This is a genomic window from Pseudonocardia sp. TMWB2A (assembly GCF_017312135.1).
Map to the genome: position 1 here is coordinate 1,626,070 of NZ_QKQY01000002.1, position 21,143 is coordinate 1,647,212.

The 21,143-nt window shown below is 74.1% G+C and carries 23 protein-coding genes; 15 read left to right on the top strand and 8 right to left on the bottom strand.

Annotation, left to right across the window (positions count from 1 at the left end):
* Nucleotides 1-61: 61 nt before the first annotated feature.
* Nucleotides 62-604: a GIY-YIG nuclease family protein gene (locus DMP17_RS22105; protein ID WP_337830472.1), complete on the top strand. Its 543-nt coding sequence runs from the start codon at nt 62-64 to the stop codon at nt 602-604.
* A 517-nt stretch (nt 605-1,121) separates the two neighbouring features.
* Here the strand turns inward: DMP17_RS22105 and DMP17_RS22110 are convergent.
* The gene (locus tag DMP17_RS22110; protein ID WP_226355266.1) at nt 1,122-1,583 is read right to left on the bottom strand and encodes a DUF1801 domain-containing protein; all 462 of its coding nucleotides are present in this window, start codon (nt 1,581-1,583) and stop codon (nt 1,122-1,124) included.
* Between the two features lie 141 nt (nt 1,584-1,724).
* Here DMP17_RS22110 and DMP17_RS22115 point away from each other — a divergent pair, with 141 nt between their 5' ends.
* The 4 genes from DMP17_RS22115 to DMP17_RS22130 all read left to right on the top strand — a co-directional run bounded on the left by DMP17_RS22115 (nt 1,725) and on the right by DMP17_RS22130 (nt 4,375).
* Nucleotides 1,725-2,174, top strand: a complete 450-nt coding sequence (locus DMP17_RS22115) for a helix-turn-helix transcriptional regulator (protein WP_337830473.1) — start codon at nt 1,725-1,727, stop codon at nt 2,172-2,174.
* 5 nt (nt 2,175-2,179) lie between these two features.
* Nucleotides 2,180-2,590: a VOC family protein gene (locus DMP17_RS22120; RefSeq protein WP_226355264.1), complete on the top strand. Its 411-nt coding sequence runs from the start codon at nt 2,180-2,182 to the stop codon at nt 2,588-2,590.
* A gap of 53 nt (nt 2,591-2,643) precedes the next feature.
* Nucleotides 2,644-3,432, top strand: a complete 789-nt coding sequence (locus DMP17_RS22125; RefSeq protein ID WP_226355263.1) for a VOC family protein — start codon at nt 2,644-2,646, stop codon at nt 3,430-3,432.
* A 640-nt stretch (nt 3,433-4,072) separates the two neighbouring features.
* Complete coding sequence (locus tag DMP17_RS22130; protein ID WP_226355262.1) at nt 4,073-4,375, top strand: hypothetical protein; 303 nt, start codon at nt 4,073-4,075, stop codon at nt 4,373-4,375.
* A gap of 147 nt (nt 4,376-4,522) precedes the next feature.
* Here DMP17_RS22130 and ychF read toward each other — a convergent pair whose 3' ends face one another.
* The 3 genes from ychF to DMP17_RS22145 are packed head-to-tail and all read right to left on the bottom strand — an operon-like array spanning nt 4,523 to nt 7,804.
* Complete coding sequence (ychF, locus tag DMP17_RS22135; RefSeq protein WP_337830474.1) at nt 4,523-5,596, bottom strand: redox-regulated ATPase YchF; 1,074 nt, start codon at nt 5,594-5,596, stop codon at nt 4,523-4,525.
* A 25-nt stretch (nt 5,597-5,621) separates the two neighbouring features.
* Nucleotides 5,622-6,293 (bottom strand): response regulator transcription factor, encoded by a 672-nt coding sequence (locus DMP17_RS22140; protein WP_073577707.1) that lies wholly within the window; start codon nt 6,291-6,293, stop codon nt 5,622-5,624.
* Nucleotides 6,290-7,804, bottom strand: coding sequence for a sensor histidine kinase (locus DMP17_RS22145; RefSeq protein WP_337830475.1), 1,515 nt, complete (start codon nt 7,802-7,804; stop codon nt 6,290-6,292). Before DMP17_RS22145 ends, DMP17_RS22140 begins: the two co-directional genes overlap by 4 nt.
* Nucleotides 7,805-7,984: 180 nt before the next feature.
* On the opposite strand from DMP17_RS22145, the gene DMP17_RS22150 reads away from it, so the two are divergent.
* The 3 genes from DMP17_RS22150 (at nt 7,985) to DMP17_RS22160 (ending at nt 10,479) form a co-directional block, all read left to right on the top strand.
* Complete coding sequence (locus tag DMP17_RS22150) at nt 7,985-8,422, top strand: hypothetical protein (protein WP_337830476.1); 438 nt, start codon at nt 7,985-7,987, stop codon at nt 8,420-8,422.
* 69 nt (nt 8,423-8,491) lie between these two features.
* On the top strand, nt 8,492-9,985 hold the full coding sequence (locus DMP17_RS22155) for a DNA-3-methyladenine glycosylase 2 family protein (protein WP_226355258.1): 1,494 nt from the start codon (nt 8,492-8,494) through the stop codon (nt 9,983-9,985).
* Nucleotides 9,982-10,479 (top strand): methylated-DNA--[protein]-cysteine S-methyltransferase, encoded by a 498-nt coding sequence (locus tag DMP17_RS22160; protein ID WP_226355257.1) that lies wholly within the window; start codon nt 9,982-9,984, stop codon nt 10,477-10,479. The genes DMP17_RS22155 and DMP17_RS22160 overlap by 4 nt, the downstream gene beginning before the upstream one ends.
* 71 nt (nt 10,480-10,550) lie before the next feature.
* Here the strand turns inward: DMP17_RS22160 and DMP17_RS22165 are convergent, their stop codons facing one another.
* Complete coding sequence (locus DMP17_RS22165; protein WP_226367203.1) at nt 10,551-11,087, bottom strand: hypothetical protein; 537 nt, start codon at nt 11,085-11,087, stop codon at nt 10,551-10,553.
* 252 nt (nt 11,088-11,339) lie between these two features.
* Between DMP17_RS22165 and DMP17_RS22170 the strand changes: the two genes are divergently transcribed.
* From DMP17_RS22170 to DMP17_RS22180, 3 genes are all read left to right on the top strand, one after another.
* Complete coding sequence (locus DMP17_RS22170; RefSeq protein ID WP_226355255.1) at nt 11,340-12,935, top strand: DNA recombination protein RmuC; 1,596 nt, start codon at nt 11,340-11,342, stop codon at nt 12,933-12,935.
* 4 nt (nt 12,936-12,939) lie between these two features.
* The gene (locus DMP17_RS22175; protein ID WP_226367205.1) at nt 12,940-13,812 is read left to right on the top strand and encodes a DUF6542 domain-containing protein; all 873 of its coding nucleotides are present in this window, start codon (nt 12,940-12,942) and stop codon (nt 13,810-13,812) included.
* 192 nt (nt 13,813-14,004) lie between these two features.
* Nucleotides 14,005-14,553, top strand: a complete 549-nt coding sequence (locus tag DMP17_RS22180) for a L,D-transpeptidase (protein WP_226355253.1) — start codon at nt 14,005-14,007, stop codon at nt 14,551-14,553.
* Nucleotides 14,554-14,620: 67 nt separating this feature from the next.
* Here DMP17_RS22180 and DMP17_RS22185 read toward each other — a convergent pair whose 3' ends face one another.
* Nucleotides 14,621-15,598, bottom strand: a complete 978-nt coding sequence (locus DMP17_RS22185; RefSeq protein WP_226367206.1) for a 4-hydroxy-3-methylbut-2-enyl diphosphate reductase — start codon at nt 15,596-15,598, stop codon at nt 14,621-14,623.
* Nucleotides 15,599-15,711: 113 nt separating this feature from the next.
* Here DMP17_RS22185 and DMP17_RS22190 point away from each other — a divergent pair, with 113 nt between their 5' ends.
* From DMP17_RS22190 to DMP17_RS22200, 3 genes are read left to right on the top strand one after another with little or no spacing between them, the layout of a single operon-like run.
* On the top strand, nt 15,712-16,326 hold the full coding sequence (locus DMP17_RS22190) for a lipid droplet-associated protein (protein WP_062400380.1): 615 nt from the start codon (nt 15,712-15,714) through the stop codon (nt 16,324-16,326).
* Nucleotides 16,323-17,561, top strand: coding sequence for an exodeoxyribonuclease VII large subunit (xseA, locus tag DMP17_RS22195; RefSeq protein WP_226355250.1), 1,239 nt, complete (start codon nt 16,323-16,325; stop codon nt 17,559-17,561). The genes DMP17_RS22190 and xseA overlap by 4 nt, the downstream gene beginning before the upstream one ends.
* The gene (locus tag DMP17_RS22200) at nt 17,561-17,785 is read left to right on the top strand and encodes an exodeoxyribonuclease VII small subunit (protein WP_100879661.1); all 225 of its coding nucleotides are present in this window, start codon (nt 17,561-17,563) and stop codon (nt 17,783-17,785) included. Before xseA ends, DMP17_RS22200 begins: the two co-directional genes overlap by 1 nt.
* Before the next feature lie 72 nt (nt 17,786-17,857).
* On the opposite strand, the gene DMP17_RS22205 is transcribed toward DMP17_RS22200, so the two are convergent.
* Both DMP17_RS22205 and DMP17_RS22210 read right to left on the bottom strand, forming a co-directional pair.
* Entirely contained in the window at nt 17,858-18,808 is a 951-nt protein-coding gene (locus tag DMP17_RS22205; RefSeq protein WP_337830477.1) for a type IV toxin-antitoxin system AbiEi family antitoxin domain-containing protein, read from the bottom strand.
* Between the two features lie 157 nt (nt 18,809-18,965).
* On the bottom strand, nt 18,966-19,910 hold the full coding sequence (locus DMP17_RS22210; protein WP_337830478.1) for a DUF4245 family protein: 945 nt from the start codon (nt 19,908-19,910) through the stop codon (nt 18,966-18,968).
* Between the two features lie 217 nt (nt 19,911-20,127).
* Here DMP17_RS22210 and glpX point away from each other — a divergent pair, with 217 nt between their 5' ends.
* Nucleotides 20,128-21,114, top strand: a complete 987-nt coding sequence (gene glpX, locus DMP17_RS22215; RefSeq protein WP_226356644.1) for a class II fructose-bisphosphatase — start codon at nt 20,128-20,130, stop codon at nt 21,112-21,114.
* The last annotated feature ends 29 nt before the right edge of the window (nt 21,115-21,143 follow it).

Genomic DNA, 21,143 nt, shown 5'->3' on the forward strand with positions numbered 1-21,143 from the left:
CGTCGGTGGACGCGCCGACGAACAACTACCTCGCTGCGGGGCCTCTCGGCAGACTGCCCCGATGTCGCCTGCTCCCCCACCGATCGCGGCCGTCATCGACGCGCTGGTCGACAATCCGGTCCGCACCGAGGACGTCCACGCTCTGGCGCCATCTGCTCCGGGTCTCTACGCCTGGTGGGCGCCTCCTGCCATCCTGCCTGCACTGCCGGGTCGTCCCCACCCCGTGGTGCCAGGCCTGAGGCTCCTCTACGTCGGCCTCGCGACGAAGCTCCGGGCACGGCTCGCCTCGAACCACCTGAGCCGGAGTGGCAGCTCCACCCTTCGACGCACACTTGCCGGCCTACTGCTCGATGAGGAGGAGTACCGAACACGCTGGTCCGATCGCGTCGTTCTCGTCGACGACGACGAAGCCCGGCTCACCGAGTGGATGGGCGAGAACCTGCGTGTGTCTTGGTGCGAGCACCCAAGCCCGCGTGACGTTGAAGCCGATGTCATCCGGGCTCTCCGACCGCCTCTCAACGTCGACCACGCCTCGGGTCCCATCACCCAGGTCGTCAAAGCAGCTCGCCGCCGCTACTACGACAGTGCGGGGACTCGTCCCTGAGCCACGACTTGCTGGACCCTCAACCCGCGGAGACAAGATCCACTACTTCCGCCGATGCTCGACGTCCGTTATAAGCCCTCGTGCGTTGCACGGACTCGCTGACGCGCCCTTCACGGGCGACGGTCCATCGTCGGCTTCTGCCGTTGATTCCCGGGGATTACCCGGGGCCGAGCCCGCTCCCCCGCGCCTTCCGAGTGTCATCCGTCGACCTGTCGCCAGACCGACCGTACGGGTGCCCGTGGGCGGCCCTCGACGCGAACCGACCCGACCATGCCACGCTCCGTCCGTGCGGTACGCCCTCCGGGAGGTCGGCGGGATGGCACGGCGCCACCATCCCGGAGATCTGCCCGCCCGGCGAGGGCGCAGTTGATCCCTTTGCCTGTCTGGCACTTGCACAACGACCTGGAGGAGGGTCGCTACTTCACCGGCCGGTCCGACGGGCTTGCCACCTCATGGGGCGAGGAGTTGCTGGTCGCACGGACGTGAACGGGCGGGAGACATCACCGCGAGGTCGGCGTCAGCCTGCGGCCTTCTCGACGAGTGCGGCGACAGTCCTTCCGGCGTCGTCGTTCAACTCGGTCACTGCGAACGAGGTGGGCCACAGGCCGCCGTCGTCGAGGCCGGCCTCGGGGGTGAAGCCGAAGGTCGAGTAGCGCTCCTTGTCGTCGTGGCCACTACGGAAGAAGCACACGACCTTCCCCTTCCGTGCATAGGCCGGCTGGCCGTACCAGAGCTTCGGTGACAAGCCCGGGGCTCTGCTGGTGACAATGGCATGGATACGTGCGGCGATCGCTCGGTCCGGATCGACCATGCTCTCGATCTTCGACAGCACGTCGGCCTCGTCGGCGGCCGCCTTGTTGCCCCGACCCCGGCCCGCCTGCGCCCTCAGCTCGGCCGAGCGTTCCCGCATGGCGACACGCTCCTGCTCGGAGAACCCCCTACTGTCGTCGGTGGTGGTCTTGTCGGACGTGGATTCCATCTCTGCTCTCCCCTGTGGTCGGGCGCTGCGTGCTGTGTGGACGCTACGGAGGTCGGCGGCAGCGGGCTTCTCGAATCGTGATCGATATCGAGGTATCACGTCAGGGCCGAGCGACCGGGCCGGAGATGCGACGATGCCGTGGTGGCTCCTGGTCGCGCGCAGGCGCAGCGGTTGCGGGACATCGTGGTGATCCGCCGGGTCCGGGACCGGATCGACCGCGAGTACGCCCAGCCGCTGAACCTCGAGGCCCTCGCCCGCGGCGCGAACATGTCCGCCGGTCACCTGAGCAGGGAGTTCCGCCGGATCTACGGGGAATCGCCGTACGCGTACCTGATGACCCGGCGGGTCGAGCGCGCGATGACGCTGCTGCGCCGCGGGGACCTCACCGTCACCGAGGTGTGCTTCACGGTGGGCTCCTCGTCGCTGGGGACGTTCAGCACCAGGTTCACCGAACTGGTGGGCGTGCCGCCGAGCGTCTACCGCCGCGACCACTCCCGAGCAGCTGAGGGCATCCCGCCGTGCCTGGCCAAACAGGTCACCAGACCGATCAGGATTCAAGAAGCAGAAGCTCGGCAGCCGGATCTAGCGTGAGCGGCATGGACATCACCATTCACTACGCCTTCCTCCCGCACACCGACGCCGACGCCGCGCTGGGGTTCTACCGCGACGCCCTCGGTTTCGAAGTCCGTAAGGACGTCGGCTACGAGGACATGCGCTGGATCACCGTCGGCCCGGCCGGGAAGCCGGACACCTCGATCGTGCTGCACCCTCCGGCCGTCGACCCCGGTATCACCGACGACGAGCGCAGCACCATCCTCGAACTCATCGCCAAGGGCACCTACACCGCCATCACCCTGGCCTCGGACGACCTCGACGGCCTCTTCCAGCGGCTGGAAGCCACCGGCGCAGACGTCGTGCAAGAGCCCACCGATCAGGACTACGGCGTCCGGGACTGCGCGTTCCGCGACCCCGCCGGCAACCTCGTCCGGATCAACCAGCTCCCCTGACCGGGCCGGCCCGCCGCAGGCACCGTACGGATCGGCACGAAGGAGTCATCCACGTGGCACTCTCGCTCGACATCATCACGCTCGGCGCCGCGCACCCGCAGACGGCGAACGCCTTCTACACCGCCGCGTTCTCACCCACGACCACCGGCGACGGCCTGGACCTGCACGGCACCGGCCGGCTCACGTTCCGGCCGGTCGGCGAGCTTGCCGGTGAAACCGGCACCGACCCGGCGACGTCCGGGTTCCGCGGCTACGTCCTGTCCGCCATCGTCAACCAGCCCGACGAGGTCGAAGCCCTGCTCGACCTCGCCATCGCGAACGGCGCCACCGTCGTCAAACCCGCCAAGAAGAAGCTATTCGGCGAGTTCACCGCGGTCTACCGGGCACCGGACGGCGCGCTGTGGAAACTGGCCGCGGCCACGAAAAAGAACACTCGCCCTGTTCCCGATCCGATCGCGCCCACCGAGACGGCGATCTACCTCGGCGTGACCAAGCCGACGGCGTCCAAGACGTTCTACGAAGCGCTGGGCATGCGCGTCGAGAGGGACTATGGCGACACGTTCATCGACTTCACCATCACCCACGGGGTGTGCCGCCTTGGCTTGCTCCCCCGCAAAGCCCTCGCCAAGGACGCCGGCGTCGACGCGCACGGCGACGGCTTCTCCGCCGCCATGCTCACCCACACCGCCGCCTCCCGAGACGACCTGGACGGCCTCCTCAAAGCCGCAGACGCCGCCGGGGGCACCGTCACGGCCCCGGCGACCCGAACCGACGAAGGCGACCACGTCGCCCGCCTCACCGACCCCGACGGCTTCCACTGGAAGATCACCGCGCCGGCGTAAACCACTGCCCTGAGCACGCCCTGGTTCACCTGGTGCAAACACCGCGAGCACGTGGCCGAGCAGCAGAGCGCGAACGTCATAGTCGGCGCAGGGAGTACGGGTGTTGAGCTCGTCGGGGCGTACCGCCGCGATCTCTCACTCGGATTTGTCCAGTGCGTGGGCGGCCCCGGACACGACGCCCCCGGCGGACGCGATTCGTGGACTGGCTCTGCCGTCATGATTGCAGGCCTACGAGCGCACCCCGACAGCTATGCGCTGCAAGCAGGCGCCGCCTACCGAGGCATCCTACCTCCGCCTCGTCCCCGTCGTGGCGCGCACTGGTTCGCGGTGCCGCTCCCGGGGTCGCCAGCGCGCGGCGCACGGGGACCGGCCGGAGGCCGCACGCCCCGTGCACCGCTTGCGCTGGTGTCGGCCCTGTCCCGGGAGCGGCGCCGCAGGCGCCGCCTTGATACCGAATGGAGAATCTGGACACGGCGTGCCCGGTCGCCGTTGGAAGTAGCTTCTCCTCGTCAGGGCGAGATGACGGTCGTACGGTCGTGGGCTCGGGAGCGTGGTCCCAGGATGAGGGCATCGAGGCCCCAGACGGCGTAGGCAGGCATCGTGCGCTGCTGGACCTCATCGACCGTGAGCCACTCGACGGGTGCAGCGGGCGGACAACCAGGCCGTCGAGATCCGGGCGCCCGAGTACGGCAGCGAGCGCACGGTCTTCCTCGCCGACGGCCTGGTCGCCATCGTCCGCGCGCACCTTGACGGGTTGGCCGGCCGCGGATCGAAACGATGGCTGTTCCGGGGAGAGAACGGCAACCCGGCGCGACGCCGAGCACCCGACGAGCTGCCTGCACGACCTGCGGCGCTTCTTCGCCTCGGGGCTGATCGCGCGGCCGGCAGCGACGTGGCGACCGTGCACATGCGCTCGGACACTCCAGCGCGACCGTCACCCTGAGCACTTACGCGCACCTGTGGCCGACCGCGGAGGACCGGACACGAGCCGCTGCGGACTCCATGCTGACGGCCGTCCTCGGCACTACTGACGAACCGGTGACGAATACGCCGGAGCCGTAAGGCTCTGACCAGGGGAATCGGAGCCGGGTCAGACGTTGAAGCGGAACTCGACCACGTCGCCGTCGTGCATGACGTAGTCCTTCCCCTCCATCCGCACCTTCCCCGCGGACTTCGCGGCGTTCATCGACCCCGCGGCGACCAGGTCGTCGAAGGAGACGATCTCGGCCTTGATGAAGCCCCGCTCGAAGTCGGTGTGGATGACCCCAGCCGCCTGCGGCGCGGTGGCGCCCTGCGGGATCGTCCAGGCCCGCGACTCCTTGGGCCCGGCGGTCAGGTAGGTCTGCAGCCCGAGGGTGGAGAACCCGGCGCGGGCCAGCTGGGCCAGGCCCGGCTCGTCCTGCCCGATCGACTCCAGGAGCTCGGCGGCGGACTCGTCGTCGAGCTCCAGCAGCTCGGCCTCGACCTTGGCGTCGAGGAACACCGCCTGGGCGGGGGCGACGAGCTCGGTGAGCTCCTTGCGCCGGGCGTGGTCGGTGAGGACGGCCTCGTCGGCGTTGAAGACGTAGAGGAACGGCTTCGTGGTGAGCAGGGTCAGCTCGCGCAGCAGCTCGGTGTCGGCCTTCGCCTGGAACAGCGTCCGGCCCTCGTTGAGGATCGCGACGGCGGCGTGCGCGGCGTCCAGGACCGGCTTGCGGTCCTTCTGCGTGCGGGCCTCCTTCTCCAGCCGCGGGATCGCCTTCTCCAGCGTCTGCAGGTCGGCCAGGACCAGCTCGGTCGCGATCGTCTCGATGTCGCTCGCGGCGTCGATGCGGCCGTCGACGTGCACCACGTCCGGGTCGTCGAAGACGCGCACGACCTGGCAGATCGCGTCGGACTCACGGATGTTCGCGAGGAACTTGTTGCCCAGGCCCGCGCCCTCGGACGCGCCCTTGACGATGCCGGCGATGTCGACGAAGGACACCGACGCCGGGATGATCTTCTCCGACGAGAAGATCTCGGCCAGCTTCCCCAGGCGCGCGTCGGGGAGCGGGACGACGCCGACGTTGGGCTCGATCGTCGCGAACGGGTAGTTCGCGGCGAGCACGTCGTTGCGGGTCAGCGCGTTGAACAGGGTCGACTTGCCGACGTTGGGCAGGCCGACGATGCCGAGGGTGAGGGACACGGACGACCAGGGTAGTCGGGTCCGTTCAGCCCGGTTCGAGCCGGTAGCCCGCGCCGCGCACGGTCGCGATCCAGCCGGCGCCGAGCTTGCGGCGCAGGTAGCGGACGTAGACGTCCACGACGTTGGACGACGCCCCCGACTCGGCGGGCCCCCACACCAGCCGGAGCAGCTGGTCGCGGGACAGCACCTGGCCCGGGTGACGCAGGAACGTCTCGGCCAGCGCGCACTCGCGCGCCGACAGCTCGACGGTCCGGCCGTGCACACTCACGTGCCGGGTACGGGGGTCGAGCTCGAGCCCGTGGAAGGTCAGCACGTCCGGGTCCGGGACGGGGCGGGCGCGCTCCAGCCGCAGCCGGATCCGGGCCACCAGCTCCTCGAACCGGAACGGCTTGGCCATGTAGTCGTCGGCGCCGCCGGTCAGCCCGGCGACGGTGTCGTGCACGCTGTCGCGCGCGGTCAGGATGATCACCGGGACGGCGCTGCCCGCCGCCCGCAGCCGGCGCAGGACCTCGAAGCCGTCCATCCCGGGCAGCCCGATGTCGAGCACCAGCAGGTCGAACCCACCGGTCACGGCGTGGTCGTGCACACCGGCCCCGTCGGCGACGACCGTGACCTCGAACCCGGCCCCGACCAGGCCCTTCTTCACGAACGACGCGATGCGCGGCTCGTCCTCGGCCACCAGGATCCGGCTGCTCACGTCTCGCTCCTCGGCAGGTCCAGCGTGAAGGTCGCCCCGTGCCCGGGTGTGCTCTCGAGCAGCACGCGGCCGCCGTGCGTCGTCGCGATGGCCTCGACGATGGACAGCCCGAGACCGGCGCCGTCGGAGCGGGGCGCGTCGTCGCCGCGCGCGAAGCGCCGGAACACCCGGTGCCGGTCCTGGGGTGCGACGCCCGGTCCGGAGTCGGCCACCCAGATCCGCACCCGCCCGTCGACCGCCTCCGAGCCGAGCGCGATCCGGTCGCCGTCACCGGTGAACCGGGTCGCGTTGTCGGCCAGCGCGACGACGGCCTGGGTGATCCGCTGCGGGTCCATCCGGCACCACACCGCGGCCACCGACTCCAGCCGCCAGTCCCGGTCGGCGAGGCCGGTCAGCTTCTCGAACAGCTCCCGGGTCAGCACGCCGACGTCGACGGTCTCGGTCCGCAGCAGCGAAGGCTGCTCGGCCCGGGTCAGCGCGAGCATCTCCGACACCAGCCGGTTCATGCGCTCCAGCTCGTCGTCGACCAGGGCGACGGTCTCGGCGACGTCGTCGGGGTCGTGCGGGTCGAGCACCCCGAGGTGCCCCCGGACGATGGTGATCGGGGTGCGCAGCTCGTGCCCGGCGTCGTCGACGAACCGCCGCTGGGACACCATCCCGCTCTGCACCCGGTCGAGCATCGCGTTCAGCGTGATGGCCAGCTCGGCGATCTCGTCGCGGGCCCGGGCGCGCTGGGGCACCCGGCGCGACAGGTCCCGCCCGGTGATGGTGCGGGCGGTCGCGGCGACGTCGCGCAGCGGCCGCAGGATGCGCCCGGCCACCAGCCACGCCCCGACCGCGGACAGCAGCGCCGTCCCGAACCCGACCAGCCCCATCAGCCGCGCGGCCTCGTGGGCGAAGTCGTGCTCGCGCTCGGTGAAGTAGCCGATCACGATGACGCCGCGCTGCGGGTCGCCGGCGAGCCCGACCGGCAGCGCCGACCAGCGCACCTCGCCCGCCGAGCTGAGGTAGGAGCCGCGGGTCGGACGGCGGACGTCGGCGACCAGCGCGGCGAACGCCGGGTCCTCGCGCAGCAGCACCCGCGGGCTGGTCCGCCGGGACTCCCAGCGGAAGCGCCCGTCGAGGTAGCCGAGGAACTTCTCGTTCGGCCGCGCCACGTTGGCGGCGATCACCGACCGCAGGATCTCGTCGACCGAGGAGTACGGCTGGCCGGTCGTCGGGTTGACGCCGGTCTCGGTGACGCGGGCGAACTCGGCGATCTCGGAGTTCAGCGCGCCGTCGATCCGGCGGTCGGTCTCGTCGATCAGCAGCATCCAGGTCAGCAGCGTGACGACGCCCAGCGAGGCCAGCACGAGCAGCAGGACCCACCCGACGATGCGGGTGCGGGCCGCGGTCGCCCGCCCGGCGCGACGGGGCCCGGGGCCGGACTCGACGGCCTCGGTCGCGATGATCGCCTCCAGTTCGTCCGTGCCGACGACCATGATCCCGTACCCGCCCCGGGGCCAGGACACGACACCCACCGCGGACGATCACCGTCAGTCGCCGTCGTTGCTCCGTTGGGCGTAAGGCATACTCCGTCGCACGACGCACAGGTGACGCACAGCCATCGTCGAACCGCTCCCATCACCCGGACGGCCGTGCACCACATCCGTCCGGGCCGAGCTTCGACGACCGAGACCGAGGGGGACGTCGTGCGCCTGCCCGGAATGCACGCCCTGCTGACCGCGGGGGTCGCGGTCCTGACCACCGCCGGGACCGTGTCCGCGGTGTCGCTGACCGCGGCCGGCCAGGAGGAGCCCGCGTTGCCCCCGGCACCGCCGGCCGCGCCCGCCCCGCCGGCGCCCGCTCTCCCGCCGCTCGTCCCGGCCCCGGCACCGGCTCCGTCGGGCGGGAGCGCACCCGTCGTGCGCGACGACACCGGCGGCGTCACCCGGGAGCGGGAGACGGCGGCCCCCGAGCCGGTCGAGCCCGCCCCCGTCGCGACCACGGCCCCGGCCGACCCGCCGCGCACCACCCCGGAGCGGACCCGCGAGCGCCCGTCGGGGGTCCCCGACCGGGACGCCTCGCGCGAGGAGGAGGTCCGCTTCGCCTGCCAGCAGGGATGGGTGTCGGGCGCGCTCTGCCCGTAGACCGGACCCCGGACACCGGTGACCGATTCCCGCCAGTGACGGCGGCTGCGGAGTGGCATCGTCGGTGCCGTGCTGCTCGACCACGACTCCTGTTACCGCGCCGTCGCCGCCAAGGACGCACGGTTCGACGGCCAGTTCGTCACGGCCGTGCGGACCACCGGCATCTACTGCCGCCCGTCCTGCCCGGTACCGCCTCCGCGCTCGCGCAACGTCGAGTTCCTGCGGACCGCGGCCGCCGCGCAGACCGCGGGCTACCGGGCCTGCCGGCGGTGCCTGCCCGACGCCGTCCCCGGCTCGCCGGAGTGGAACCTGCGCGCGGACGCCGCCGGGCGGGCCATGCGCCTGATCGCCGACGGCGTCGTCGAGCGCGACGGGGTCCCCGGGCTCGCGTCGCGGCTGGGCTACTCGCCCCGCCAGCTCGGCCGGATCCTCACCTCCGAGGTGGGCGCCGGGCCGCTGGCCCTGGCCCGCGCGCAGCGCGCGCACACCGCCCGCATCCTGGTCGAGACCACCCCGCTCGGGCTGGCCGACGTCGCGTTCGCCGCCGGGTTCGGCAGCGTCCGCCAGTTCAACGACACCGTCCGCGCCGTCTACGGCGTCCCGCCCTCGCAGCTGCGCGCCGAGGCCGCCCGCCGGTCGCGGACCCGTGAGCCCGGCCCGCCGGGTGCGCTGGTCCTGCGGCTGCCCTACCGGTCCCCGTTCGACCCGCACGGCCTGCTCGACCACCTCGCGGCCCGCGCCGTCGACGGCGTCGAGACCGTCACCGGCGGCACCTACCGGCGCACGCTGCGGCTGCCGCACGGACCCGCCGTCGTCGCGCTGGACCTGACCGCGCGGGCCGGGGCCGTGGTGGCGACGCTGCGGGCGTCCGACCCGCGGGACGTCGGGCCCGCGGTGTCCCGGCTGCGCCGGCTGCTCGACCTCGACGCCGACCCGCTCGCCGTCGACGCCGTGCTGGGCGCCGACGAGGCACTCGCCCCGCTGGTCGCCGCGACGCCCGGGATCCGGCTGGCGGGCACCGTCGACCCGGCCGAGACGGCGGTGCGGACGGTGCTGGGCCAGCAGGTGTCGGTCGCCGCCGCCCGCACCGCCGCGGCCCGTCTCGCGGCCGTGCACGGGACGCCGCTGCCCGCCGAGCTGCGCGACGACGACGGACCGCACCTGCTGTTCCCCGGGCCGGAGACCCTCGCCGACGCCGACATCGCCGGGCCGGCGCGGCGGGCGTCGTCGCTGCGGGGGCTGTGTGCCGCACTCGCCGACGGCACCCTCGCCCTCGACCCCGGGCGCGACCCGGACGGGCTGCGCGCCGAGCTGTGCGCGCTGCCCGGGATCGGTCCGTGGAGCGCCGGCTACCTGGCCATGCGCGTCCTGGGCGATCCCGACGAGCTGCTCGCCTCCGACCTCGCGGTACGCCGCGGCGCCGAGGCGCTCGGACTGCCCGGCGACGAGGCGGCGCTCACCGCGCGCGCCCACGCCTGGGCCCCCTGGCGGTCCTACGCCGCCACCCATCTCTGGCGGGCCGCGACGTCCGCCGCCACCACCACTCCTCGGAGGAGCGCATGAGTACCGCAACGTGGTCCACACAGGACACCCCGGCCGGGCCGTTCACCGCCGTCGTCGACGACGACGGACACGTCCTCGCCTCCGGCTGGACCGCCTCGGTCGACGAGCTGCTCGCCCTGGTGCACCGCTCGCTGGCCCCGGCGACCGTGGTCGAGGGCGATCTCGGCACGGTCGGCGAGGCGGTCGAGCGCTACCACGGCGGCGACCTGTCGGTGATCGACGACGTGCCCGTCCGCCAGCGGTCCGGCCCCTACCGGGAGCTGGCGTGGGACGTGTTGCGGACCGTCCCCGCGGGGGCGCCGGTCACCTACACCGGCTACGCCGAGAAGACCGGCCGCCCCGCGGCGGTGCGGGCCGCGGCGGGCGCCTGCGCGTTCAACGCGGCGGCGCTGTTCGTCCCGTGCCACCGGGTGCTGCGCACCGACGGGAGCCTGGGCGGGTTCCGCTACGGCCTGGCCGTGAAGCGGTGGCTGCTGGAGCACGAGGCGGTCTGAGACCGCCGCGGCGGCCGCGGATCGCGCACCGCGGCCGCCGCGTGGCCGGTGGTCCGGGGCGGCGCCCCGGGTCAGCGCTCGGTGACCGGGCCGACCTGGATGCCGGCGTCGACGCCGATCGGTCCCCGGGCCAGGAAGCTGCCCGGGATGTCACCGCCGGGACCGTGCAGCGAGAACTCCAGCTCGTTCGCCCGGGCGGGCCCGGCGGAGTCGCGGACCTGCACGTCGAACTGCACGGGCTCGCCCGGCCCGAACTCGACGGCGCGGGTCTGGTCGCCGTAGGGCACCGCGACCTCGGAGGCGCGCGGCGAGCCGTTCAGGCTGAACACCAGGTCCGACGGCGATCCGGACAGCAGGCACGGCGACGTGCCCGGGGCCGCGCTGAGCACGACCGTGTAGTGGCGGTGCCCGGCGCTGCCCGGGGCCGGGTGGATGGTCGCCTGCTGGTTCGCCGGGCGGCAGGCGCTGGGCGCCGGGTCCCCCGCCGGCGTCGCGGGTGCGGCCGAGGCGACCCCGGCCGGGACGAGCACGGCCGCGGCGGCGACCGCCAGGGCGGCGGTGGTCGTGGCGGCCGTACGGCCGATGGTGCGGGCGAGTCGGGTGGTCATCACAGGTACCTCTCTCACTCTCGCGGTGCGCCCGGGCCCCCCGGCCCGGACCGTCGGCCCCCCGAAGGTCCGACACCGGGAAAGACGTGTGCATCGCGAACCGGTTCGCCCGGCGTGGCATCCGCCTCGCCGGGGCAACCCGGCCGGCCGACGGCCGTCCCCCGTGCGTGCCCGTGCGAAACACCCGGCTCCGGACACGCCGCTGAGCTGCGGCGACGCGGAACTGTCAGGGGTGCGGTGCACGCTACGGGGGTGGACGTCCTCAGCCTGCTCCTCGGATCGCTGCTCGGTGCGGCGGTCGCCGCCGCCGTGGTCTGGTCGGTGGCCGCCGCCCGGTTCCGGGCCGAGGCGGCCGAGGCGGCCCGGGCCGCCGCGAACACCGCCGCCACCACCCGGGCCGACGCGGCGGGCCTGCGCGCCGAGCGCGCCGCGCTGCTCGAACGGGTCGAGGAGCTGCACGAGTCCCTCGACGACGCGACGATCCGCGCCCGGCGGGCCGAGTCCGACGCCGCAGGAGCCACCGCAGCGCTGCGCGCCGAGCGGGAGGCCCGGGCCGGGGCCGAGGCCGCGACGGTGCGCCGCGAGGCCGAGCTGAAGGACTCCTTCGCCGCGCTGTCGCAGGACGCGCTGGCCCGCAACAACGAGGCGTTCGTGGCGCTGGCGGAGAGCAGGCTCAAGGAGGCGACCGCCGCGCTCGCGGCGAAGGCCGACGGCGACCAGGCCGCCCGCGCGAAGGCCGTCGAGCAGCTGCTCGACCCGGTCTCGGCGGCGCTGGGCCGGGTCGAGGGACAGCTGCGGACGGTGGAGAAGGAGCGCGAGTCCGCCTACGCCGGGCTCCGCGAGCAGGTCAGGGCGATGGCGGCGAGCTCGGACAAGCTCGGCACCGAGACGAAGGCGCTGGTCAACGCGCTGCGGGCGCCGCAGGTGCGGGGCCGGTGGGGCGAGATGCAGCTGCAGCGGGTCGCGGAGATGGCCGGGATGCTCGAGCACTGCGACTTCTCCACCCAGGTGTCCGCCGCCGGGGAGGACGGCGGGGTCCGCCCGGACATGCTGGTCCGGCTCGCGGGCGGCAAGCAGGTCGTCGTCGACGCGAAGGTGCCGTTCGCGGCCTACCTGCAGGCGGTCGAGGCCTCGGACCCGGACGTGCACACCGAGCGGCTCGCGGCGCACGCCCGGCAGCTGCGCACGCACGTGGACCAGCTCTCGGCCAAGGCCTACTGGGAGTCGTTCGAGCCGACACCGGAGTTCGTGGTGCTGTTCGTGCCGGGCGACCCGTTCCTGGAGGCGGCGTTGCGCTCGGACCCGGGGCTGCTGGAGTACGCCTTCGGCCGCAACGTCGTGCTCTCGACGCCGACCACCCTCGTCGCGCTGCTGCGCACCGTCGCCTACGGCTGGAAGCAGGAGGCCCTGGCCCGCAACGCCGCCCAGGTGCACCGGCTCGGGCGCGAGCTGCACGGGCGCCTCGCGACGATGGGCACGCACGTCGCGAAACTCGGCCGCAGCCTGGACGCGGTGGTGGACAGCTACAACCGGACCGTCTCCTCGCTGGAGGCGCGGGTCCTGGTGAGCGCCCGGAAGTTCACCGAGCTGCAGGTGTCCGACACCGAGCTGGGGACGCCCGCGACGGTCGACCGGACCCCGCGCGGCGTCTCCGCGCCCGAGCTGGTCGCCTCCGCCGGGGACTCGCTGGTGTCCCTGGAGGACCTCGGGCGGCCCGACCACAACCGGTCGGACGGCACCCGATCCGGCGGTGGCCGACCCGACGGCGCACATCCGGGCACGTTCGGCGACGGCGACACGGCACGCGACGAGGCGGCCGGGACACCGTGGCGGGAGGGGTTAGGCTGACCGGGTGACCACGGCCCGATCGAGCTCGGCCCGCCGGCCCGGCCGGGGGCCCGCCCCTGCGCGCGGTGGCTGGCCGGTGCGTGAGCGGTCCCTGCTCCCCCCGGTCCTCGGTGTCCCGCCGCTCGCGGCCACCGGTCTGGCCGTCGGCACCACCGCCCTCGGGGTCCTGGTGGACCTGCTGCGGATCGGCACCGTCGGCCGGGTGTTCGAGGTCTGCTACCTGCTCGGCTGCGTGCTCGCGGTGTCCTGGGTCCGCCGGCGCAGCCTGTTCCTGCCGGCCGTGCAGCCGCCGCTGCTGCTCGCCGTCGTCGTGCCGCTGGTCGCGGTGCTGATCGGCGCCCCGTCCGGCGGTGGCACGGCGCAGAGCCTGCTCATGGCGGGGGCCCCGCTGATCAACGCGTTCCCGGCGATGGCGGTGACCACGCTGGTCGTGCTGCTCGTCGCCGGTCTGCGCGTTCTGCGTCAGCGGCTCGGCCCGGACGACGCCGTCGGCCGGCTGCGGCAGCGCCTGGGCCGCGACCCGGGCGGGTACGACCCCGACGGCCCCGGCGGACGGACCCGGGCACCGCGCGGAGCGGGCACCTCGACGACGACCGCGGCCCGGTCCCGCACGACCGGCACCGCCCGCACCGGCTCGACGACCGGTACCGCCCGCACCGGCTCGGCCCCGACCGGTTCCGCCCGCCGCGACACGGCCCGCACCGGGTCCACCGGGCGTACCGGGTCCACCGGCACCGGGGTCTCCCGCACCGGCTCGGCGGCACGCTCCACCGGGACCGCGCGCTCCGGCTCCTCGCGCGCCGGCTCCTCCCGCTCCGAGCCCGACCGCGGGTCGACACGCGGCGCGACCGGCCGGACACGCCGCGACACCCGCTGACGGCCGTCCGGCGCAGCCACGGCCGTCCGGACGCATCCGCCCAGGTGGACGGCCGGAACGTACCCCGCAGACCGCCCGGGTGACGACGGATCGGACAATGGGAGCAACCCACTGCCCTCCCGAGCGTCTTCCCATCGGGGGCACGGCGTGACCCCGCCGCTCCCCGACGCACGCCGGAACCACTGGAGAGCCATGTCGACCACCCGCAGCCCCCGCAGGACGCGACCCGCGATCGTCGTCGCGCTGGTCACCGCGGCCGTCGCGCTGATCGGCGTCGGCACCGCGATCGCCGGGACCCCGGCCGCGCAGGCCTTCCGGGACCAGCCGCTCGTCGAGGGCACCCCGTGCACCGTCACGGCCCGCGCCTGCGTCGACCTCGACACCCAGCGCTCCTGGCTGCTCACCGACGGGAAGGTCACCCACGGGCCCGTCCCGGTCGCCATCGGCGGCCCGGGCAAGGAGACCCCGGTCGGCCACTCCCTGCGGGTCTACCGCAAGGAGCAGCTGCACAAGAGCGGCGAGTACACGATGACCAACGGCGAGCCCGCCCCGATGCCGTGGGCGGTGTTCTTCCAGGACGGCGGCATCGCCTTCCACGAGGGCCGTACCGACACCCCGTCGGCGGGCTGCGTCCGGCTCACCCCGGAGAACGCGAAGCTCTGGTTCGACACCCTGCAGATCGGCGACCAGGTGCAGGTCGTGTCGGCGAAGCAGGTCCAGGCGGACCGCGCCGCGGGCTGACCGCCCCCGTACACACGTGAGGCCCCGGACCGAGTCGGTCCGGGGCCTCCGTCGTGTGTGCCGCGGGTCAGTTCACCGGGGTCAGGCCCAGCGACCGGCCGCGCGGCGGGCGCAGCTCGCGGGGCAGCGAGAAGGTCAGCGTCTCCTCGGCGGTGTCGACCTCCTCGACCGAGCCGAAGCCACGCTCGGCGAGGTACTCCACGACACCCTGCACCAGGATCTCCGGGACCGACGCGCCGCTGGTGATCCCGACCGTCGTGACGCCGTCGAGCCAGGACTCGTCGATCTCGCGGGCGTAGTCGATCAGGTACGAGGCACCGGCCCCGGCGCCCAACGCGACCTCGACCAGGCGCACCGAGTTCGACGAGTTCCGCGACCCGACGACCAGCACGAGGTCGCAGCGCGGCGCCATCGTCTTCACCGCGACCTGGCGGTTCTGCGTGGCGTAGCAGATGTCGTCCGACGGCGGGTTCTGCAGCTTCGGGAACCGCTCGCGCAGCGCACGGACGGTGTCCATCGTCTCGTCGACGCTCAGCGTGGTCTGCGACAGCCACACGACCCGCTCGGGGTCGCGGACGGTCACGGAGTCGACGTCGGCGGCGGACTCGACGAGCTGGATGTGCTCGGGCGCCTCACCGGAGGTCCCCTCGACCTCCTCGTGCCCGGCGTGCCCGACGAGCAGGATGTCGTAGTCCTCGCGGGCGAACCGCTTCGCCTCCTGGTGGACCTTGGTCACCAGCGGGCAGGTCGCGTCGATGGTCTGCAGGTTCCGGCCCTTGGCCTCGTCGCGGACCGCGGGCGAGACGCCGTGCGCGGAGAACACGACGTGCGCGCCCTCCGGGACCTCCGACGCCTCGTCGACGAAGATCGCGCCGCGCTCGCGCAGCGTCTCCACCACGTGCTTGTTGTGCACGATCTCCTTGCGGACGTACACGGGGGCGCCGTACTGGTCGAGCGCCTGCTCCACCGCCTCGACGGCACGGTCGACGCCCGCGCAGTAGCCGCGGGGCTTGGCGAGCAGGACCTGCTTGGCAGAACCGGACATGGCCCCCAGGGTACGGACCGGTCCGGGAGCGGGCAGCCGTACGTGACCGGCCCGACCGGGTCCCGGCGCGCCCGGCGCGACAGGCGGCCGCGGATCAGGGGACAATGGCGTGCATGTCTCCGCTGCCGTTCCCCGTGCGGATCGCCGCCGGCCTCGTCGTGACCGCCGTCGAGCAGGCCCGAGAACTGCCGCGGCACGCCGTCGAGCTGCCGGTGACCGCGGTCAGCCAGGCGCTGCAGGTGTCCATGCGGCTCCAGCAGCGGATCACCGAGCTGGCGATCAAGGGCGACCGCGCGCTGGGCACCCTGCGCCCCGCCGACGACATTCCCAGCTGGGCGACCTTCGACGACGACCTGGCCGACGGCGCCGACCTCTCGCTGCCCGACCCGGAGCCGATCGCCCCGCCGCTGCCGCCCGCCGCTCCCCCGGCCGGGCGCAACGGCACCGTGTCGTCGCTGCGGCCCGCCCGCACCGGCATCCCGATCGACCGGTCGCCCGCGTCGCCGCGTCCGGCGTCGGCGTCGAACCGGGCCGAGGCGAGTGCGACCGCGCCCGCCGTGCTACCCGAGTACCCGACGATGACCGTGCCCCAGCTGCGCGGCAAGCTCCGCACGCTGAGCCTCGACGACCTCGCGGACCTCCTCGCCTGGGAGACCGCGCACGAGAACCGGCCGCCGTACGTCACGATGCTGACGAACCGGATCGCGACGGTGTCCGAGAACCGTTGAGCGCCACGACCTCCGAGGAGGACCCGTGGCCGGTCCGCACGGTCGCCCGCAAGATCGCCGAGTGGGTCGACCGGCTCGGCGCGGTGTGGGTCGAGGGCCAGCTCGCCCAGGTCAACGCCCGCTCCGGGACCGCGTTCCTGACCCTGCGTGACCCGGCCGCCGACATCTCCCTGCAGCTGACGGCGCCGTCGTCGCTGGTGCGCGACGCCGGCGGCGCCGTGACCGAGGGCAGCCGGGTGATCGTGCACGGCAAGCCGTCGTTCTACCTGGGGCGCGGCACGCTGTCGCTGCGCGTCGACCGGATCCGCGCGGTCGGGCTCGGCGAGCTGCTGGCCCGCATCGAGCGGCTGCGCAGGCTGCTCGCCGCCGAGGGGCTGTTCGACCCGGCCCTCAAGCGGCGCCCGCCGCTGCTCCCGCACACCATCGGCCTGGTCACCGGGCGCGACTCGGCCGCCGAGCACGACGTCGTCCGCAACGCGACCTCGCGCTGGCCCGCGGTGCGGTTCCGGATCGAGAACGTCGCGGTGCAGGGCGGGCTCGCCGTCGAGCAGGTCGTCGGCGCGCTGCGGGCCCTCGACCGTGACCCGGACGTCGAGGTCATCGTGCTCGCCCGCGGCGGCGGCAGCGTCGAGGACCTGCTGCCCTTCTCCGACGAGACGCTGTGCCGCGCCGTCGCCGCCTGCCGGACCCCGGTCGTGTCGGCCATCGGGCACGAGCCGGACACCCCGCTGGTCGACCACGTCGCCGACGTGCGCTGTTCCACCCCCACCGAGGCCGGACGCAGCCTGGTGCCCGACCTCGCCGAGGAGACCGCGCGGATCTCCGGGCTGCGCGACCGGGCCCGCCGCGCGCTGCACGGCTGGGTCGACCGCGAGCAGCACCGCCTCGACGACCTGCGACGACGGCCGGTGCTGGCCGACCCGCTGCGCATGGTCACCTCCCGGGAGGGCGAGATCGCCGACGCCCGCGCCGCCGCTCACCGCGCGGTGCTGCGCCGGCTGGACCGGTCGTCGTCGGAGCTGGAGCACCTGGGTGCCCGGCTCGCCGCGCTCGGCCCGACCGCGACCCTGGCCCGCGGCTACGCGATCGTGCAGCTCGCCGACCGCACCGACGACGACGTGCCCCCGCTGCTGCGGTCGGTCGCCGACGCGCCCGCCGGCACCGGCCTGCGGATCCGGGTCGCCGACGGCGCCGTCGCCGCCACCGTGACCACCACCCCCGACCCGGAGACCTGATGAGCGACCGACCGGCAGTGGAGACCCTGGGCTACGAGAAGGCCCGCGACGAGCTCGTGGAGGTCGTGCGCGCGCTGGAGGTCGGCGGCCTCGGCCTGGACGAGTCCGTTGCGCTGTGGGAGCGCGGCGAGGCCCTGGCCAAGCGCTGCGACGCCCAGCTCGCCGGCGCCCGCACCCGCATCGAGGAGAAGCTGGCCGACGCCGAGTCCGACGACGAGGCCTGAGCCTCCCGCACGGGATCCGGCGTCCCACACGGGTCCCGATCCGGTGTGGGACGCCGGATCCGGTGTGGGAGGTCATCGGGTCGGCAGCCTGGTCCGGAGGCGGGTCAGGAGGGCGGCGGGGTCGTCCAGGTCACGCCAGGTCCACCGGACGACGTGCAGTCCCAGGTCGCGGAGCCGGTCCTCGCGGATCTTCTCCTCGGTGATCACCTGGCCCGCCGTCCTCCCCGGTGGGAGCAGACGCCCGTACTTGATCTCGCCGTCGAACTCCCCGACGACGGGTGGACAGCCGTCCCACCAGAAGTCGACCGTCGCGAGCCACCGGCCGGCGGGGTCACGCACCTCGCGCTGCAGGTCGGGTGCGGGGAGTCCGGCGGTGTGGAACAGGACCCGGCTGCGCGACTCGCCGGGGCCCGCGGCGCGCCCGTCGGCGAACCGGGCGACGCGCACCGCGGCCGCCGTCCCCCGGCGACGGCGGTCCGGGCGGGCCGCGGTCAGGAGCTCCGCGGTCCCGAGCCCGTGTCGCCGGGCGAGAGCGTCCGCGACGACGACCGCCTGCCCGAACGGCACCGTCCTGGCGACGTCGACGACGGTGCGGGCGGGGCTGGTGACCGGGAGCCCGCGCACCCGGACCGTCTCCGCGGGGTCGAGGGGCAGCGCGTGGAGGACGAGGTCGTGCCCCCTGCGGGCGCCGGTCGGCACCGACCGCGTGACGTGCACGCGGTCCAGCGGCACGTCCCAGGTCTCGGCGCCGTGCACGACCGCGGCGGAGACGTGGCTGACGACGGCGGGCGAGTCGAGCCGACGCAGCACACCGCGCACGGCGCGCTCGTGCGCGGTGACGAGCTCCTCCCCGCGCCCGCCGGGTCCCGTCACCGCCCCGGGCAGTACGGCACCGCGGTACATCCCGCGGCAGACCCGCACGATCGCCCCCGCGCCCAGGGCCTGCCGGATCTCGGCCTCGCTCATCCCCGCGGCGATCAGCTCCGAGCGCCGCACGGGCGTCGTACCGGGCAGGAGGTCCATGCCCCGACCCTGCCCCGCCACACCCCGTCCGCCGGCCCCACCCGGGCCCCTGTGGACAACTCCCCGCGATGTGGACAACCACGTCCCGCACGGGATCCGGCGTCGCACACGGGATCGGAGCCCGTGTGGGACGCCGGAACCCGTGTGGGACCGGTCCTCAGGACCCGGGCGGGAAGACGCGGGCGGTCGTCAGGGCGGTGGCCAGGGTGGTGAACTGCTCGTCCGACGCGGACCCCGTCACCAGGACGCGGACCTCCGGCCGGCCGGGCAACGTCGCGATCCGGAAGGGCTCGCCGCCCTCGGCGCCGTAGACCTCCCAGGTCAGGCCGCCCGCCTGCACGGTGCCGCGCATCGTCGGCGGGCCGTCGCCGCGGCCCGCGGAACCGGACTCGGTGGCGAGGACCCCCTCGACCGTGCCGTCGGTCTGGACCAGGCTCAGGAAGTCCGCGTCGGGGGTGACGAAGCCGATGCGCACGGCGGTGCCGCCGCCCTCCACCGGGCCGCGGTCGGTCGAGTTGACCCGGAACGGGACGTCCGGCAGCCGCAGCGGGAAGGTCGAGCCGCGGGCGTACTCGGCGAGCCGGGCCGGGGCGTCGACGGTGGGGGCCGACGCGGCGTCCTCGGCCGGGGTGCCGGGCGAGAACGAGCAGGACCCGCCGACCGAGAAGATCAGCAGGGCGACCGGGACGAGGATCAGGCAGGCCCAGATCAGGTCGCGCACCGACGTGTCGCCGCGCCCGGGCTTGTGCATCGCCTGCGGACCGGCCTCGGGGATCCGGCGGGTCACCGGAGGCGGCTGCGGCCTCCCGGACCGGGCCGCACCCGCGGGAGCCGCGGCGACGGCCGGGGTCTCGGCCGGGGCCGGACCCGCATCGGGGCGAGCGCCCGGAGCCGGGGCCGACGCCGGGTCCGACGCCGGAACCGTGCCCGGGACCGGGTCGTCGGCCGCAGCCCGACCGGCGGAGGCCGCCCCACCGGGGGACGCGTCCCGGTCGGCGGCCCCGGCGGTACCGGAGGTCGCGGCCGGGTCCGGGACAGCCGGGGGCCCGGCGGGCTCCGAGGAGTCCGGCGACGGCGTTCCCGGGTCAGGTCGTGCGCTCACGTGTCCATCGTCCCAGGCATGGCGTCGGTCGCTCATCACTGCTCCCCCGGCGTCCCACGTGCGAGGATCGCCGGGCGCCTCCCCGTACGCCCGTGGGAACCCGGACGAGGGGACGTCGCCGACGAGCACGCCGCCCGTGAATGGAGACGTATCCGTGAGCCAGCCCGCCAGCCCCGCCACCCCCCGCCGTCGTGAGGCGCCCGACCGCAACCTGGCGATGGAGCTGGTCCGGGTCACCGAGGCCGCCGCGATGGCCGCGGGCCGCTGGGTCGGCAAGGGCGACAAGAACGGCGGTGACGGTGCCGCCGTCGACGCCATGCGCCAGCTCATCTCCTCGGTGTCGATGCGCGGCGTCGTCGTCATCGGCGAGGGCGAGAAGGACGAGGCCCCGATGCTGTTCAACGGCGAGGAGGTCGGGAACGGCGAGGGCCCGTTCTGCGACGTCGCCGTCGACCCCATCGACGGCACCACGCTGATGGCCAAGGGCATGCCCAACGCGCTGGCCGTGCTCGCCGTCGCCGAGCGGGACGCCATGTTCGACCCGTCCGCCGTCTTCTACATGGAGAAGATCGCGGTCGGGCCGGAGGCCGCGGACGTCATCGACATCACCGCACCGGTCGCGGAGAACATCCGCCGGGTCGCGCGGGCCAAGGAGATCGACGTCGCCGACGTCACCGTCTGCGTGCTCGACCGCCCCCGCCACGAGCAGATCGTCACCGAGATCCGCGAGGCCGGAGCCCGCATCGCCTTCATCTCCGACGGCGACGTCGCCGGTGCCATCGCCGCCGCGCGTCCCACCTCGGGCGTGGACATGCTCTACGGCGTCGGCGGCACCCCGGAGGGGATCATCACCGCGGCCGCGCTGAAGTGCATGGGCGGCGAGATCCAGGGCCGGCTGTGGCCCAAGGACGACGCCGAGCGCGAGAAGGCCCTCGCCGCGGGCCACGACCTCGACAAGGTCCTGACCACCGCCGAGCTCGTGCGCGGCGAGAACGTCTTCTTCTGCGCCACCGGCATCACCGACGGCCCGCTGCTGCGCGGCGTCCACTACCGGGGTGGCGGCGCGACCACCCAGTCGATCGTGATGCGGTCGAAGTCCGGCACCGTCCGGCTGATCGACGGCTACCACCGTCTCACCAAGCTGCGCGAGTTCTCCTCCGTCGACTTCGACGGCGTCGAGGGCGAGGCCCCGCCGCTGCCATGAGGTTAGGCTCACTTAACACTGCGGGACGG

What these genes read in the sequence shown, in the direction of transcription:
- DMP17_RS22105 (WP_337830472.1), top strand. Translation starts at nt 62, where the DNA reads ATGTCGCCTGCTCCCCCACCGATCGCGGCCGTCATCGACGCGCTGGTC.
- DMP17_RS22110 (WP_226355266.1), bottom strand. Translation starts at nt 1,583, where the DNA reads ATGGAATCCACGTCCGACAAGACCACCACCGACGACAGTAGGGGGTTC.
- DMP17_RS22120 (WP_226355264.1), top strand. Translation starts at nt 2,180, where the DNA reads ATGGACATCACCATTCACTACGCCTTCCTCCCGCACACCGACGCCGAC.
- DMP17_RS22160 (WP_226355257.1), top strand. Translation starts at nt 9,982, where the DNA reads ATGAGTACCGCAACGTGGTCCACACAGGACACCCCGGCCGGGCCGTTC.
- DMP17_RS22165 (WP_226367203.1), bottom strand. Translation starts at nt 11,087, where the DNA reads ATGACCACCCGACTCGCCCGCACCATCGGCCGTACGGCCGCCACGACC.
- DMP17_RS22180 (WP_226355253.1), top strand. Translation starts at nt 14,005, where the DNA reads ATGTCGACCACCCGCAGCCCCCGCAGGACGCGACCCGCGATCGTCGTC.
- DMP17_RS22185 (WP_226367206.1), bottom strand. Translation starts at nt 15,598, where the DNA reads ATGTCCGGTTCTGCCAAGCAGGTCCTGCTCGCCAAGCCCCGCGGCTAC.
- DMP17_RS22190 (WP_062400380.1), top strand. Translation starts at nt 15,712, where the DNA reads ATGTCTCCGCTGCCGTTCCCCGTGCGGATCGCCGCCGGCCTCGTCGTG.
- DMP17_RS22200 (WP_100879661.1), top strand. Translation starts at nt 17,561, where the DNA reads ATGAGCGACCGACCGGCAGTGGAGACCCTGGGCTACGAGAAGGCCCGC.
- DMP17_RS22205 (WP_337830477.1), bottom strand. Translation starts at nt 18,808, where the DNA reads ATGGACCTCCTGCCCGGTACGACGCCCGTGCGGCGCTCGGAGCTGATC.
- glpX (WP_226356644.1), top strand. Translation starts at nt 20,128, where the DNA reads ATGGAGCTGGTCCGGGTCACCGAGGCCGCCGCGATGGCCGCGGGCCGC.